The sequence below is a fragment of the Sphingobium sp. BHU LFT2 genome (genome assembly GCF_018604485.1).
In the GTDB taxonomy this organism is placed as follows: Bacteria; Pseudomonadota; Alphaproteobacteria; order Sphingomonadales; family Sphingomonadaceae; genus Sphingobium; species Sphingobium yanoikuyae_A.
Genome location: NZ_JAFCGW010000001.1, coordinates 589,438 through 602,981, shown reverse-complemented (window position 1 = coordinate 602,981; position 13,544 = coordinate 589,438). Strand labels below are relative to the sequence as shown.

The 13,544-nt window shown below is 64.4% G+C and carries 17 protein-coding genes; 11 read left to right on the top strand and 6 right to left on the bottom strand.

Annotated features, from left to right (window positions below; translation table 11 throughout):
• Positions 1 to 82: 82 nt before the first annotated feature.
• Entirely contained in the window at positions 83 to 523 is a 441-nt protein-coding gene (locus JQK15_RS03000) for an acyl-CoA thioesterase (protein ID WP_214863328.1), read from the top strand.
• Between the two features lie 22 nt (positions 524 to 545).
• On the opposite strand, the gene JQK15_RS02995 is transcribed toward JQK15_RS03000, so the two are convergent.
• Positions 546 to 932, bottom strand: coding sequence for a DUF983 domain-containing protein (locus tag JQK15_RS02995; protein WP_214863326.1), 387 nt, complete (start codon positions 930 to 932; stop codon positions 546 to 548).
• 93 nt (positions 933 to 1,025) lie between these two features.
• On the opposite strand from JQK15_RS02995, the gene pabB reads away from it, so the two are divergent.
• From pabB to JQK15_RS02960, 7 genes are all read left to right on the top strand, one after another.
• Positions 1,026 to 2,204, top strand: a complete 1,179-nt coding sequence (gene pabB, locus JQK15_RS02990) for an aminodeoxychorismate synthase component I (protein WP_214863324.1) — start codon at positions 1,026 to 1,028, stop codon at positions 2,202 to 2,204.
• Positions 2,205 to 2,236: 32 nt separating this feature from the next.
• Positions 2,237 to 2,860: an aminotransferase class IV gene (locus tag JQK15_RS02985; RefSeq protein WP_017500849.1), complete on the top strand. Its 624-nt coding sequence runs from the start codon at positions 2,237 to 2,239 to the stop codon at positions 2,858 to 2,860.
• 185 nt (positions 2,861 to 3,045) lie between these two features.
• Positions 3,046 to 4,248: a pyridoxal phosphate-dependent aminotransferase gene (locus JQK15_RS02980; RefSeq protein WP_214863322.1), complete on the top strand. Its 1,203-nt coding sequence runs from the start codon at positions 3,046 to 3,048 to the stop codon at positions 4,246 to 4,248.
• Between the two features lie 310 nt (positions 4,249 to 4,558).
• A complete protein-coding gene (locus tag JQK15_RS02975; RefSeq protein WP_170319005.1) occupies positions 4,559 to 4,720 on the top strand; it encodes a hypothetical protein in 162 nt (53 codons plus the stop codon).
• Positions 4,707 to 5,381 (top strand): peptide-methionine (S)-S-oxide reductase MsrA, encoded by a 675-nt coding sequence (msrA, locus tag JQK15_RS02970; protein ID WP_214863320.1) that lies wholly within the window; start codon positions 4,707 to 4,709, stop codon positions 5,379 to 5,381. The genes JQK15_RS02975 and msrA overlap by 14 nt, the downstream gene beginning before the upstream one ends.
• A gap of 85 nt (positions 5,382 to 5,466) precedes the next feature.
• Positions 5,467 to 6,585 (top strand): zinc-binding dehydrogenase, encoded by a 1,119-nt coding sequence (locus JQK15_RS02965; protein WP_214863319.1) that lies wholly within the window; start codon positions 5,467 to 5,469, stop codon positions 6,583 to 6,585.
• A gap of 38 nt (positions 6,586 to 6,623) precedes the next feature.
• Positions 6,624 to 7,151 (top strand): GNAT family N-acetyltransferase, encoded by a 528-nt coding sequence (locus tag JQK15_RS02960; RefSeq protein WP_214863318.1) that lies wholly within the window; start codon positions 6,624 to 6,626, stop codon positions 7,149 to 7,151.
• An 80-nt stretch (positions 7,152 to 7,231) separates the two neighbouring features.
• Here JQK15_RS02960 and infC read toward each other — a convergent pair whose 3' ends face one another.
• The gene (infC, locus tag JQK15_RS02955; RefSeq protein WP_029547879.1) at positions 7,232 to 7,765 is read right to left on the bottom strand and encodes a translation initiation factor IF-3; all 534 of its coding nucleotides are present in this window, start codon (positions 7,763 to 7,765) and stop codon (positions 7,232 to 7,234) included.
• Between the two features lie 127 nt (positions 7,766 to 7,892).
• Positions 7,893 to 9,875, bottom strand: coding sequence for a threonine--tRNA ligase (gene thrS / locus JQK15_RS02950; RefSeq protein WP_214863944.1), 1,983 nt, complete (start codon positions 9,873 to 9,875; stop codon positions 7,893 to 7,895).
• Positions 9,876 to 10,045: 170 nt separating this feature from the next.
• Here thrS and JQK15_RS02945 point away from each other — a divergent pair, with 170 nt between their 5' ends.
• The 3 genes from JQK15_RS02945 to JQK15_RS02935 all read left to right on the top strand — a co-directional run bounded on the left by JQK15_RS02945 (position 10,046) and on the right by JQK15_RS02935 (position 11,353).
• Positions 10,046 to 10,483: an ExbD/TolR family protein gene (locus JQK15_RS02945; protein ID WP_214863317.1), complete on the top strand. Its 438-nt coding sequence runs from the start codon at positions 10,046 to 10,048 to the stop codon at positions 10,481 to 10,483.
• A gap of 94 nt (positions 10,484 to 10,577) precedes the next feature.
• The gene (locus JQK15_RS02940) at positions 10,578 to 11,165 is read left to right on the top strand and encodes a hypothetical protein (RefSeq protein ID WP_010338663.1); all 588 of its coding nucleotides are present in this window, start codon (positions 10,578 to 10,580) and stop codon (positions 11,163 to 11,165) included.
• Positions 11,162 to 11,353 (top strand): helix-turn-helix transcriptional regulator, encoded by a 192-nt coding sequence (locus JQK15_RS02935; RefSeq protein ID WP_214863316.1) that lies wholly within the window; start codon positions 11,162 to 11,164, stop codon positions 11,351 to 11,353. Before JQK15_RS02940 ends, JQK15_RS02935 begins: the two co-directional genes overlap by 4 nt.
• A gap of 667 nt (positions 11,354 to 12,020) precedes the next feature.
• On the opposite strand, the gene JQK15_RS02930 is transcribed toward JQK15_RS02935, so the two are convergent.
• The 3 genes from JQK15_RS02930 to JQK15_RS02920 are packed head-to-tail and all read right to left on the bottom strand — an operon-like array spanning position 12,021 to position 13,542.
• Positions 12,021 to 12,386, bottom strand: a complete 366-nt coding sequence (locus JQK15_RS02930; RefSeq protein ID WP_214863315.1) for a DsrE family protein — start codon at positions 12,384 to 12,386, stop codon at positions 12,021 to 12,023.
• Positions 12,374 to 13,141 carry a HesA/MoeB/ThiF family protein gene (locus tag JQK15_RS02925; protein WP_214863313.1) on the bottom strand — a complete coding sequence of 256 codons (768 nt, stop codon included), beginning with the start codon at positions 13,139 to 13,141 and terminating at the stop codon, positions 12,374 to 12,376. Before JQK15_RS02925 ends, JQK15_RS02930 begins: the two co-directional genes overlap by 13 nt.
• Positions 13,138 to 13,542, bottom strand: a complete 405-nt coding sequence (locus tag JQK15_RS02920) for a hypothetical protein (protein WP_097385827.1) — start codon at positions 13,540 to 13,542, stop codon at positions 13,138 to 13,140. The genes JQK15_RS02925 and JQK15_RS02920 overlap by 4 nt, the downstream gene beginning before the upstream one ends.
• Positions 13,543 to 13,544: the final 2 nt, after the last annotated feature.

Below are 13,544 nucleotides of genomic sequence, written 5' to 3'. Positions count from 1 at the left end.
GTCGCGGCATTTTCGCCGCGAACATTGCATCGCAAGATCGCTGGGCTAAGAGCGAAAAAAACAATTTCAAGGAAAGCAGGACATGGCCAAACCCGAATCCTGGCGGTTCAGTCCCGACGCATATCGCTTCATCACGAGCATCGATACGCGTTTCCAGGATCTCGATACCATGGGTCACATCAACAATGTGGCCATTTCCGGTATCTTCGAAACGGCCCGTATCCGCTTTCATCACCATATGGGCCGCCACCCGCAGGAACAGGGCGTGCGCTGGCTGGTGGCCAATGTGAACCTCAACTTCATCGAGGAATCGCATTTCCCCTATCCGTTCGAGGTCCATTGCGCGATCGGCCATATCGGCCGCACCAGCTGGACGATCAGCTCGGCCGGCTTCCAGAAGGGCGTGTGCGTCGCCACCTGCGACACCACCGTCGTCACCCATGGCGCCGAAGGCCGTCGCTCGATCGACGACACGCTGCGCGAAGCGATGGAACTCAACTTCATCCGCAGGCCGGCTGAATAAGGCTCGGCTTGCCGGCGCGCCGTCAGGCGAAGCCGTGCATCCGGCGCGACCATTGGAAGGCCAGCACCGCCCCCTTGGCGGGCTGGATCATCGCCAGCCCCAATATCGCCGCCAGCGTCGGCCATAGCACCGCCTGCCAGCCCAATGGGATGGCCAGCGCGGCATTGACCTCGATCATCAGCGGCACCAGCAGATGGCCGAGCAGCAGGATGACGATATAGGCCGGGAAATCATCGGCCTGATGCCCGTCCCAGCGCTGGCCGCACTGGCTGCACGCGGCGACCGGTTTCAGGAAGCGCGCGAACAGCTTGCCCTCGCCACAGGCCGGGCAGCGGCTGCGCAGGCCCAGCAGCAAGGCCGGTTTGAACGGACGCGGTTCGCTGGTCGGGGCAGGGGGCTGGTCGGACATGCCCCCTGTCTAGGCCAGCTTTGCCCCGCCGGGCAATCATGGCGCCACCTGCATCGCTCTTTCGTGCGCGCCAAAGCCTGTTAAGAGGACGCCATGCGCCTGCCTGGTCCCACCGAAGCCTTTGCCCTGTTCGACGATGCGCGCGTCCAGGGGGCAGCGCCCGCGCGGCTGTATCGCGATCCGGTGTCGGTCATCGCCGCCTGGCGGATGGAGGAGGTACAGCCCGCGCTCGATCGCATCGCCGAGGCACGCGAGGCCGGCCTGCATGCCGCCGGCTATATCAGCTATGAAGCCGGGCTGGTGCTGGAGGATCGGCTGGCGCCGATCGCGCATCGCCCGCCCAAGGGCGGGCCGCAGGCCATGCCCCTGCTCTGGTTCGGCCTGTTCGAGGGCTGCCGCTTCATCCCGGCCGATGGCGTCGCGGACCTGCTGCCCGATCCTGCGGCGGTCAGCGTCGATGCGCCCTGGCCGCTCGTCAGCGAAGCCGACTATCGCGCGCAGTTCGACCAGGTGCAGGAACTGATCCGTGCCGGCGACATCTATCAGGTCAACCTGACCTTCCCGTGCGAATTGCGCTTCGCCGGCGATCCAATGGCGCTCTATGCAGCGCTGCGTCCGCGCGCGCAGGCTGGCTATGGCGGCATCATCAATATCGGCGGGCATCAGATATTGTCCTTCTCGCCCGAACTCTTCTTCACCCAGGTGCGCGGGCAACTGACGGCGCGGCCGATGAAGGGCACCGCCGTGCGCGATCATGATCCGGATCGCGATGCCGCCCTGGCGACCGAACTGGCGCGCGATGCCAAGCAGCGCGCCGAAAATCTGATGATCGTCGACCTGTTGCGCAATGATCTGTCGCGGGTGGCGCGGGCCGGATCAGTCACGGTCCCTGACCTGTTCAAGGTCGAAACCTATCCGACCGTCCACCAGATGGTCTCCACCATTCGCGGCCGCGTGCTGCCGGGGCTGGCGCCGGTCGACGTGTTGCGCGTGCTTTTTCCCTGCGGATCGATCACCGGCGCGCCCAAGGTGCGGGCGATGGAGATCATCGACATGGTCGAGCCTTTTGCCCGCGGCGTCTATACCGGGGCCATGGGCTGGATGGATCCGGCGGGGGACGCGGCTTTCAATGTTGCCATTCGCACCATTTGCGTCGAAGAAGGAAGCGGTATCGGTCGCCTGGGCCTGGGTTCCGGCATCGTTGCGGATTCGGATGCGTCGGCCGAATGGGCGGAATGCCTGGCCAAGGGGCGCTTCCTGTCGCTGGGATGAAAGATGATTGCAGTGGGGCGTGAATAGGTTCGATGTCGGTGGCTGACGGACGATATGATCTGCTCGAGACCATGGCCTTCGATCCGCATGAAGGTGTGCGTCTGCTGGAACTGCATCTGGGCCGGCTGAAGGACAGCGCGCAGGCGCTGGGCTTCGCCTTCGACCGCCACAGCGTGCGCAACGAGCTTCAGGCCGCAACCTTCCGCCTGCGCGAACTCAGCCGCGTGCGGCTGTTGGTATCGCGTCAGGGCTCGGTGTCGATCGAGGTGCGCGAACATCGCACCTGGCCCAAGGCGATCATGCAGGTGAAGGTCGTGCCCCGGCTTGCCGCCGCCACGGATCCCCGGCTGGAGCACAAGACCACCGACCGTTCCCTCTATCGCGACGCGCTACGCCGCGGCGGCACCTATGAGGTGCTGATGACCGACGAACAGGGCTATCTGACCGAAGGCTGCTTCTCCTCCATCTTCGTGGAGCGGGGCGACAAGCTGGTGACGCCGCCGGCCTCGCGCGGGCTGCTGCGCGGAATCCTGCGCCAGAGCCTGCTCGACATGGGCGAGGCGGTGGAGGGCGATCTGCGCATCCATGATCTGGAACGTGGCTTCTTCATCGGCAATGCATCGCGCGGGATGGTCGCGGCCTCGCTGGTCCGATAGTTTTCCTAGGACGCGCACAAGCCAATAACCGGCAACTGGCGGTTGCTCCGGCGTCCTTTGCGCACTAAGGACCGCCGCGTCTGCCTGCGCGGCAGGCGAGGAGATAATATTATTTTTTGTCGCGATGCCGTCGAACGCGGACTCTTTTGTCCGTCTGGGCATCGCTCTGGAGAAAGATCATTGCCATGAGCCAGACTTCCGCAGCCCTCGGTCGCATCCAGCCCTCCGCCACCCTGGCGATGAGCGCGCGCGTGAATGCCCTTAAAGCCGAAGGCGTGGACGTCATTGGTCTTTCCGCCGGCGAACCCGATTTCGACACGCCCGATTTCGTGAAAGAGGCGGGGATCGAGGCCATTCGCAAGAATCTGACCCGCTATACCGATGTCGACGGCACCGCCGACGTCAAGGAAGCCGTGGCCTTCAAGTTCAAGCGCGACAATGGCCTGATCTACAAGCGCAGCCAGATCAGCGTGAACTCGGGCGGCAAGCACACCCTGTTCAACGCGCTGGTCGCCACCGTCGAAGTGGGCGATGAAGTCATCATCCCGGCGCCCTATTGGGTCAGCTATCCCGACATCGTGAACTTCGCCGGCGGCACGCCCGTGTTCATCGAAGGCCCGGCCAGCCAGGGCTACAAGATCACCCCGGCCCAGCTCGACGCCGCGATCACCCCGCGCACCAAGTGGGTGATGCTCAATTCGCCGTCCAACCCGTCGGGCGCCGCCTATTCGGCGACCGAGCTCAAGGCGCTGGGCGAGGTGCTGCTGCGTCACCCGCATGTGCTGGTGATGACCGACGACATGTATGAGCATGTCTGGTACGCGCCGACCCCCTTCGCCACCATCGCCCAGGTGTGCCCGGACCTTTATGACCGCACGCTGACGGTCAATGGCTGTTCCAAGGCCTTCTCGATGACCGGCTGGCGCATCGGTTTCGCCGGCGGTCCCGAATGGATCATCAAGGCCATGGGCAAGCTGCAGTCGCAGTCGACCAGCAATCCCTGCTCGATCAGCCAGGCCGCGGCCGTGGCCGCGCTGACCGGCCCGCAGGATTTCCTCGAAGAGCGCAATGCCGCCTTCAAGAAGCGCCGCGACATGGTCGTCGCCATGCTGAACGATGCGCCGGGCCTCGACTGTCCGACGCCTGAAGGCGCCTTCTATGTCTATCCCGACGCCAGCGGCGTGATCGGCAAGGTGACGCCCAAGGGCCAGCGGATCGACAGCGACGAAGCGCTGATCGGCTATTTCCTCGACGAAGCGAAGGTCGCGGCCGTCCATGGCGCCGCCTTCGGCCTCTCGCCGGCCTTCCGCATCAGCTATGCGACCTCGGAAGAGGTGCTCAAGACCGCCTGCGTGCGCATCCAGGAAGCTTGCGCAGCGCTGAAATAAGCGCCGGCCGATGATCGTCGGCCTGCAACAAGTTCTTGAAAATCCGGTCGCGATACTGTCTATCGCGGCCGGATTTTTCCATTGTCTCAAAAAATGAAACGGTCTTTTTCGCACTGCAGCGTCTTGTGATCGACGCCGCAGGCGCTATATGCCCGTTGCGTAAAGAAACTTATGTGCGGTGGCATTTCGTCGCTCCGCTCCTGTTCTTGGTCGAAAGCCGCTGTCCGGCGCGATCATGTTCAGACAGGGGCAAGGCGCAATGTCCTACCGGGCGACGATCGCGAAGATATCGCGACAGAAAGGCTTGGCCATGTTGGCGTTTTTGAAATCCGAACTGTTCTTCCGCTTCCTGGGTGGCTTTGCCATCGGGGCGGTCGCGATGTTCGCGCTTCAGCCCAATAATGAGCCGCCGGCGTTGACCTCGACCGCGATCGCGTCGACCGCGACCCCTGTCGGCAGTGCGGCGCTCTAAGGGCCTTTTCCTACTCCCCCTTGCGGCGCTCGCCGCCGCGTCTTCCCCGTTGCATGCCGAACCTGCCGTCCCCGCACCGATTCCGGCGCTGGATGCGCAGCCGACCCGATCGCTGGAAACCGCGATCTTCGCGGGCGGCTGCTATTGGGGCGTTGAGGGCGTATTTTCCCATGTGAAGGGCGTCAGGCTCGCCGTGGCGGGGTTCGCCGGCGGACCGCGCGACCGCAAGGTCGATTATGACATGGTCAGCGGCGGCGATACCGGCTTCGCCGAGTCGGTCCGGGTCACCTATGATCCGAAGATCGTCAGCTATGGCACGCTGCTGCGCATCTTCTTCTCGGTCATCACCGATCCCACCACGCTCAATTATCAGCGGCCCGACAGCGGCACCCAATATCGCAGCGCGCTCTTCCCGCTCAATCCAGAGCAGGACAAGGCAGCGCGCGCCTATCTCATACAGTTGCAGAAGGCCGAGCTGTGGCGCGACCCGATCGTGACCAAGGTGGAGTCCTTCACCGGCTTCCAGGATGCCGGGGCCGATCATCAGGACTTCATGGCCCGCTATCCCTATCATCCCTATATCCAGCGCTGGGACATGCCCAAGCTCAAGGCGTTCCGCGCCATGTATCCCACGCTCTACCGCGCGGTCCCCGCCGCCTGATCGAGCCGATGCTGGCCGATGGCGACGTGGCAGGCTAAGCCCCAATCATCGCCGCCAATGTCATCGCCGCCAAGGGAGCCTCCTCATGTCCGACATCACCGGTCTGCAAATTCTTTCGACCCTCGCGCCCGATGGCCGCCTGACCGTATCGCTGGCGGAGCAGACCCTGCCAGCGCCGACCGGATCTCAGATCGTGCTGCGGGTCGAGGCGGCACCGATCAATCCATCCGATCTCGGGTTGCTGCTGGGGTCGGCCGATGTCGACCATGCCGAATATGGCGATGGCTATCTGGTGGCGCAGATGCCCGAGGCGTCGATGCGCGCCATGGTCTCGCGCCTGGGTGAAGCCATGCCGGTCGGCAATGAAGGGGCTGGCACGGTGATCGCAGCGGGCGAAGCGCCGGAGGCGCAGGCGCTGCTCGGCAAGCGCGTCACCTGCGTGCCGGGCGGCATGTATGCCCAATATCGGCTGGTCGATGCGCGCGCCTGCATGGTCTTGCCGGATGGCGCCACGGCGGAGCAGGGGGCATCGGCCTTCGTCAATCCGATGACCGCGCTCGGCTTCGTCGAAACCATGCGGGCAGAGGGGCACAAGGCGCTGGTCCATACTGCGGCCGCCTCCAACCTTGGCCAGATGCTCGTCAAAATCTGCCAGGCGGATGATATCCCGCTGGTCAATATCGTCCGTAGCCCGGCGCAGGTCGCGCTGCTGCGCGATCTGGGCGCGCGCCATGTGCTCGACAGCACGGCCGATGATTTTGCCGAACGGCTGGTCGCCGCTCTGACCGAAACGGGGGCGACCATTGCCTTCGATGCGATCGGCGGCGGATCGCTGGTCAGCCGGATATTGGGCGCGATGGAGCAGGTGGCGAGTGCGGGCGCTGCCTATAGCCGCTATGGCTCCGCCACCATGAAGCAGGCCTATATCTATGGCGCGCTCGACCTGTCGCCGACCCTGCTGACGCGCAGCTTCGGCTTCAGCTGGCGGGTCGGCGGCTGGCTGCTGACGCCCTTCCTGGCGCAGGCGGGGGCGGAGACGGTGGAGCGGATGCGCGCCCGCGTGCGCGACAATCTCACCGGCCTCTTTGCCAGCCACTATAAGGCGCGCCTGTCGCTCCGTGAGGCGCTGACGCGCGACGCGGTGCTGGCCTATAATGCCCGCCGCACCGGCGAGAAATATCTGATCGTGCCGAACCCGGCCTGAGCCCTAATATGAACCCATCAAGGAGTGACCTGCGCCCAATGACCATTCGGGATGCCGGCCCGGCCGATGCGCCGGCCATCGCGGCCATCTATAATGATGCGGTCGTCAACACGACGGCGATCTGGAACGAGCATCAGGTGGACGCCGCCAATCGCCGCGCCTGGCTGACGGAGCGGCAGGGGCAGGGCTATCCGGTGCTGGTCGCGGTCGATGCGCTGGGCGAGGTTGTCGGCTATGCCTCCTTTGGCGACTGGCGCGCCTGGGATGGCTATCACAACACGGTCGAACATTCGGTCTATGTCCGCGCCGATCAGCGTGGGGCGGGAATCGGCAAGGCGCTGATGCTCGCCCTGATCGATCGCGCCCGCACGATCGGCAAGCATGTCATGATTGCCGGCATCGAGGCCGGCAATATCGGGTCGATCCGGTTGCACGAACGGCTGGGCTTCACCCAGGTCGGCCTGCTGCCGCAGGTCGGCATGAAATTCGGCCAATGGCTCGATCTGGCCTTCCTGCAACTGACACTGGATGCACGCGCCACGCCCGACACGTCGTTGATCGACTAAGTCGCGCTCAAATGCGTATCGGGCGGAGTCTGTCGCCAGACCCCGCCCGATACGCATGTTCTTCAATGTCGCGGCGCCGCTTATTTCGGCGACAGCACCATCAGCATCTGGCGGCCTTCCATGCGCGGATAGGCTTCGACCTTGGCGATCTCGGCGACATTTTCCGCCACGCGCTGGAGCAGGTTCATGCCCAGCTGCTGGTGGCTGAGTTCGCGGCCGCGGAAGCGCAGGGTGATCTTCACCTTGTCGCCATCGCCGATGAAATCATGGACCTTCTTCATCTTCGTATCATAATCATGATCGTCGATGTTCGGGCGCATCTTGATCTCTTTGAGTTCCTGCGTCTTCTGGGTCTTGCGGGCGATATTCGCCTTCTTCTGGGCTTCGTACTTGAACTTGCCGATGTCCAGGAACTTGCAGACTGGCGGATCGGCGTTGGGCGACACTTCGACCAGGTCCAGGCCAACGTCGGCGGCCTGTTCGATCGCCTCCTGCGTAAACATCACGCCCAGATTTTCGCCTTCGTCATCGATCACGCGCACCTTGGGCACGGTGATGAATTCGTTATACCGGGGGCCGGACTTCGGCGGCGGCGCCAGTGGGCGGCGCATCATCGGGGGACGTATAGCAGCTTCTCCTGAGTCTATTAAAACCGAGTGGCTCTTAGCGGCTTTTCTACAAAACCGAAAGGGGTGCGTGCCTCCGTCGTAACGGAATCACGCACCCTGTGGCATTGCTGCCTCAACCTATATCGGGTGCGCGACCTTCTTTTTCAAGGCGGGCAATCACTTCGCTCAGCGAAAGCATGGTCTGGCCATCCTTGCCCAGTTCGCGCAGAGCCACCGTGCCTTCTTCCGCCTCGCGGCGGCCGACAACCAGCAGGTTGGGCACCTTGCCCAGCGAATGTTCGCGCACCTTGTAGTTGATCTTCTCGTTGCGCACGTCGGCCTCGGCACGAATGCCGGCGGCGCGCAGCTTCTCGACCACGTCCAGCGCATAATTGTCCGCATCCGACACGATCGTCGCGACCACCGCCTGCACCGGCGCCAGCCATAGCGGGAACTTGCCGGCATAATGTTCGATCAGGATGCCGATGAACCGCTCATAGCTGCCGAAGATCGCGCGGTGCAGCATCACCGGCCGGTGACGCTCGCCATCCTCGGCGATGTAGCTGGCGTCCAGCCGCTCGGGCAGCACCCGGTCCGACTGGATGGTGCCCACCTGCCAGGTGCGGCCGATCGCGTCAGTGAGGTGCCATTCCAGCTTGGGCGCATAGAAGGCGCCTTCGCCGGGCAGTTCTTCCCAGCCATATTCGGGCGTGTTGAGGCCGGCGGCGGCGACCGCGTTGCGCAGTTCCTCTTCCGCCTTGTCCCACATTTCCTCGGTGCCGAAGCGCTTTTCCGGGCGCAGCGCCAGCTTGATCGAGTAGGTGAAGCCGAAATCCTTGTAGATCCGGTCGGCCAGCGCACAGAAGGCGCGCACTTCCTCGACGATCTGGTCCTCGCGGCAGAAGATATGGGCGTCATCCTGGGTGAACTGGCGCACCCGCATCAGGCCGTGCAGCGCGCCATGCGGCTCGTTGCGGTGGCAGCAGCCATTTTCATAGAAGCGCATCGGCAGGTCGCGATAGCTCTTGATCCCCTGTTTGAAGATCAGGATGTGCGCCGGGCAGTTCATCGGCTTGAGCGCCATCCAGTCGACATCGTCCGACACCAGCGGGCCTTCGTCCGCCACGTTGGGCACTTCGTCGGGGATGACGAACATATTCTCGCGATATTTGCCCCAATGGCCCGACTGCTCCCACTGGCGCGCGTCCATCACCTGCGGGGTCTTCACCTCGCGATAGCCGGCATCGTCGATCGCGCGGCGCATATAGGCTTCCAGCTCGCGCCAGATCAGATAGCCCTTGGGGTGCCAGAAGACAGACCCGTGCGCTTCCTGCTGCAGGTGGAACAGGTCCATCTCCGCGCCCAGCTTGCGATGGTCGCGCTTGCCTGCTTCTTCCAGGCGGGTCAGATGCTCATTGAGCTGCTTCTTGTTCAGCCAGCCGGTGCCATAGATGCGGCTCAGCATCGCATTCTTCTGGTCGCCGCGCCAGTAAGCGCCCGACACGCGGGTCAGCTTGAACGCGGCCGGGTCCAGCTTGCCGGTGGAGGCCAGATGCGGGCCACGGCACATGTCGTACCAGCCGTCGCCACTATGATAGACCGTCAGTTCCTCGCCCTGCGGCAGTTCGGCGGCCCATTGCGCCTTGAACGTCTCGCCGGCGGCTTCCCACTGGGCGATCAGCGTGTCGCGGGCGATGACTTCGCGGCGCAGCGGCTTGTTGGCGGCGATGATCTTGCGCATCTCCGCCTCGATCGCGGGCAGGTCTTCCTCGGTAAAGGGGCGATCCTTGGGCGCGAAGTCATAATAGAAACCATCGTCGGTCGCCGGGCCAAAGGTGATCTGCGTGCCGGGGAACAGCGCCTGCACCGCTTCGGCCAGCACATGGGCGAAATCGTGGCGCGCCAGTTCCAGCGCGTCGGCCTCGTCCTTCGCCGTCACCAGCGCCAGCTGCGAATCCTGTTCCAGCGGGCGCATGATGTCGCGCAGCTCGCCATCGACCTTCGCGGCGATCGCCGCCTTGGCCAGGCCCGGCCCGATCGCCGCTGCAATGTCTGCCGGGGTAGTGCCGGGCGCGACTTCACGCACGGAACCATCGGGCAGGGTGATCTTGAGCATGGCGGACACGGGGGGTCTTTCTGTGAAATTTGCGGGTTGCGCAGCCCAAAAAGCCGCGCCTTCCCCATAAATGGGCGGTCTGCCCTGTCAATAGAAGGCCTCTTGCCAAGAGTCACCCATGGGCGCATGTTTTATGTGCTGATATATCATTATCAGCGCAGGAGGGACTTATGGCTTTGAGCTTTGCAAAATCCCGTGGCGCACAGGATGAAGCGCCGATGGGCGAGATGAACACGACGCCGCTGATCGACGTCATGCTCGTGCTGCTGATCATGTTCATCATCACCATCCCGATCCAGACCCACAGCGTGGGCATCAACCTGCCCCAGGCGCCGGTCGATACCAGCCTGCCCCAACCCGATCCGATCAAGAACAAGGTGACGATCGACGCATCGGGCGTGGTCCGCTGGAACGGCATGGCGGTCGATGCCCTGACGCTGCGCCGATACCTCGCCCAGACGCTGGCCATGCCGGTCGAACCGGAACTGCAATTCCAGCCGGATGCCGCCGCCCGCTATCTGGTGGTCGACCAGACCCTGGCCGACATCCGCCGCTCCGGCGTCACCAAGCTCGGCTTTGTCGGCAATGAGCGCTATGGCCAGTTCTGACAAGCGTGCACGATAAAATGTAAAGGTAAGTTGACTCGTCGCTTCCCGCTTATGTAAAGGACGCTTGACCCTTTCAGAGCAGGAGGCACGAGTCATGATCGCCCCGGAACCCATTCACCCCTTTCCCTGGCGCATCTGCGCGGCGGCCGCGCTGTTCACGGTGCTGATGGTGGCCGCGGCCGTCGCCGCCAATATCTTCACCATCAGCGGCAATGGCAAATTGCCGCTGATGGTGCCGGGCCTGCTGGCGCTGGGCTGGCTCATCTGGGAAGCGATGCGGCTGGCGCGGGGCGTGCCCGGATCGGCGATCGCCCGCTATATCGGCCGGGTCGTGCCGCTGATGATCGCCAATATCGTCACCGTGGTCGCGGCCATCACCATCCAGCGCGAATGGCATCCGGCGGGCGTATGGGCCGTGCTCGTCGCCTTGCTGCCGGCGCCGCCGCTGATCGGCTTCATCTGGGCGATGGGCCGGCTGCTGGTGGAGGAGGCCGACGAATATCTGCGCATGGTCCATGCCCGACGCGCGCTGATCGCGGCCGGCTTCATGCTGGTGATCACCACCGTCTGGGGCCTGCTCGAAGGATCGGGCCTTGCCCCCCATGCGCCCGCCTATGCCGCCTTCATCCTGTGGAATTTGGGCCTGCTGCTGGCGCCGATCCTGCCCGGCGGCCGCGCATGAGGAACCGGCTCAAAATCTTGCGGGCGGAACGCGACTGGAACCAGAGCGATCTCGCCGCCCATCTCGGCATTTCGCGCCAGAGCGTTAATGCGATCGAGACCGGCAAATATGACCCCTCGCTTCCGCTCGCCTTCCGCATCGCCGACCTGTTCGGTTTGAAGATCGAGGATATCTTCCTGCGCGACTGAGGCCGGAAGGAGGGGGGGGGGGGCAGGGCGCGCTGGCGCCATGCAAATGCCATGGCGCGAAGCGACCATAAGCTGCCCTCACCATCGTCGTCACCCCGGCCTTGAGCCGGGGGCCCGCTTCTTTATCTGTGGCATAGAAAAGCGGGATGCCGGGTCAAGCCCGGCATGACGGATGTGGGTAGGGCGGCTAACGACCAGATGCTGCCGTTCCCAGTTCCTCCCCAAGCTTGTCTTGGGGAGGTGGCAGCGCGAAGCGCTGACGGAGGGGAATGGCGCAAGCGCAACGCTATTGCCCCTCCACCGCCTTCGGCGGTCCCCCTCCCCAAGCAAGCTTGGGGAGGATTTTCGGACTGTCCGGCTCCCCACCCCATCCCGGTTGCTTTCGCGATGAAAGCCCTGTCCTACAGCGGCGTGTCCGGTGTAAAGTTCCGGCAGGCTCTTTTGATCGTCAACCCACTCCATTGTCGTCGATTTTTCGCGGGTCGCGAAAATCTTCCATGGCGCATACGCGCAAACTTTCGCGTATTTCCGGCTAAGGCATTGAAAAGACTGACGTCACCCCGCGCGACTCGCCGTCTAACAAGCGCTCAAGTCGGGGGAAGTCGTTAATTTAGGACGTCAAACGATCCAGGTCGGCCATGTCTGCCGCTGAACGTGCAGACCGCGATCAGGCGATCAGCAGCCGGGCAGCGTCGTCGGTCTGCTGCAGGAAGGAAAGCGGGCCGCCAATCTCGACCCCGGCGGGCAGGGCGTCGACGGACAGGCCCGACAGCGCCAGGCCGCTCTGGCAGGCGATCAGGGCCACTCCCATGTCCAGCGCCTCAGCCAGCAGTTCGGCGAGCGTCGGCAGGCCCGCCGCCCGATGCGCCGCATCTTCCGGCGCGGCCAGCGGCGACGCCAGCAGCGCGACGGCATCCAGTTGCAGGAACAGGCTGGCCTCGCCGCCCAGCGCGGCCTGCGCCGTCGCCATCACCAATGCGCCCCGCAGCCGCTCCGCATCGGCCGTGATGACGACGATCCTCAGTGCGCGCACAGTTCCGCCGCGCAGCCCGGACAGGCCGGATCCTTGGGCACGCCCAGCGTGCGGAACCGCATGGCCAGCAGGTCCGCGATCAGCAACTGCCCCGCCATGTCGGTGCCGAACGGCACCAGCGCGCGGATCACCTCCAGCGCCGCCAGGCTGCCCATCACCCCGGTCAGCGCGCCGATCACACCGGTTTCCGAACAATTGCGTTCGGGCGCGTCGACCGGGCTGCCGACCAGGCAGCGATAACAGGGCTTGTCCGTCTCCCAGCCGCGATAGGTGGCGAGCTGCCCCTCGAACGGGCCGACCGCCGCCGATACCAGCGGCATGCGCAGCGCCTGCGCGGTATCGGCCACCACCAGCCGGGTGGCGAAACTGTCGCACCCGTCCAGCACGACATCGGCCTCGCGCAGCAGCATGGCGGCATTGTCCGCGTCGATCCGCGCGTTGATCGGGACCAGCTTGACGTCGGGATTGAGGCGCGCGACCGCCGCCATCGCCGCTTCCGCCTTGGGCGTGCCGATCTCGGCGGTGCCGAACAGCACCTGCCGCTGCAGATTGGACAGGGCGACGGCGTCATCGTCGATCACCCGGATCGTGCCGACGCCGGCGGCCGCGAGATAGAGGATGGCCGGGCTGCCGATGCCGCCTGCGCCGATCACCGCCACATCCGCCGACAGCAGCCGGGCCTGACCGGCGCCGCCAATTTCCTTCAGCACGATATGGCGGGCATAGCGCTCCAGTTGGTCGTCGCTCAGCGTCACGGCGCATCCGACCAGAGGAACCGCACCTGCGAGCGCATCCATACCGGTTCGGCCGAGCCGGTCCTGGGGAAGCTGCGGCTGAGCGAACTCAGAATGCGGTTGCTGACGAATTTTTCCACGCCCGGGCAACTGGCATTGACCGGGGCGATCTTCATCAGCTTGCCGTCCCCGCTCAGCAGGAACAGCATGTCCATTTCCAGATATTGCGATCCCTGGCGATTGACCGCACCGCTGCACGCGCCACGCCGATAGAGCTTGGCGACATCTTCCGACCATTGCGGCGAATTCTTGCGTCCCAGCCAGTCGGGAATCTCCGGTACTTCGCTCAGATCCTGCGGCATGGGCTGCGCAGCCTGCGGCGTGGCAGCGGCAAGCATCAGCGAAAGCACCGGCGTCATCATGA

Coding starts and splice junctions, on each gene's coding strand:
- JQK15_RS03000 (WP_214863328.1), top strand. CDS start 83: ATGGCCAAACCCGAATCCTGGCGGTTCAGTCCCGACGCATATCGCTTC.
- JQK15_RS02995 (WP_214863326.1), bottom strand. CDS start 932: ATGTCCGACCAGCCCCCTGCCCCGACCAGCGAACCGCGTCCGTTCAAA.
- pabB (WP_214863324.1), top strand. CDS start 1,026: ATGCGCCTGCCTGGTCCCACCGAAGCCTTTGCCCTGTTCGACGATGCG.
- JQK15_RS02985 (WP_017500849.1), top strand. CDS start 2,237: ATGTCGGTGGCTGACGGACGATATGATCTGCTCGAGACCATGGCCTTC.
- JQK15_RS02980 (WP_214863322.1), top strand. CDS start 3,046: ATGAGCCAGACTTCCGCAGCCCTCGGTCGCATCCAGCCCTCCGCCACC.
- JQK15_RS02975 (WP_170319005.1), top strand. CDS start 4,559: ATGTTGGCGTTTTTGAAATCCGAACTGTTCTTCCGCTTCCTGGGTGGC.
- JQK15_RS02965 (WP_214863319.1), top strand. CDS start 5,467: ATGTCCGACATCACCGGTCTGCAAATTCTTTCGACCCTCGCGCCCGAT.
- JQK15_RS02960 (WP_214863318.1), top strand. CDS start 6,624: ATGACCATTCGGGATGCCGGCCCGGCCGATGCGCCGGCCATCGCGGCC.
- infC (WP_029547879.1), bottom strand. CDS start 7,765: ATGATGCGCCGCCCACTGGCGCCGCCGCCGAAGTCCGGCCCCCGGTAT.
- thrS (WP_214863944.1), bottom strand. CDS start 9,875: ATGCTCAAGATCACCCTGCCCGATGGTTCCGTGCGTGAAGTCGCGCCC.
- JQK15_RS02945 (WP_214863317.1), top strand. CDS start 10,046: ATGGCTTTGAGCTTTGCAAAATCCCGTGGCGCACAGGATGAAGCGCCG.
- JQK15_RS02940 (WP_010338663.1), top strand. CDS start 10,578: ATGATCGCCCCGGAACCCATTCACCCCTTTCCCTGGCGCATCTGCGCG.
- JQK15_RS02935 (WP_214863316.1), top strand. CDS start 11,162: ATGAGGAACCGGCTCAAAATCTTGCGGGCGGAACGCGACTGGAACCAG.
- JQK15_RS02920 (WP_097385827.1), bottom strand. CDS start 13,542: ATGATGACGCCGGTGCTTTCGCTGATGCTTGCCGCTGCCACGCCGCAG.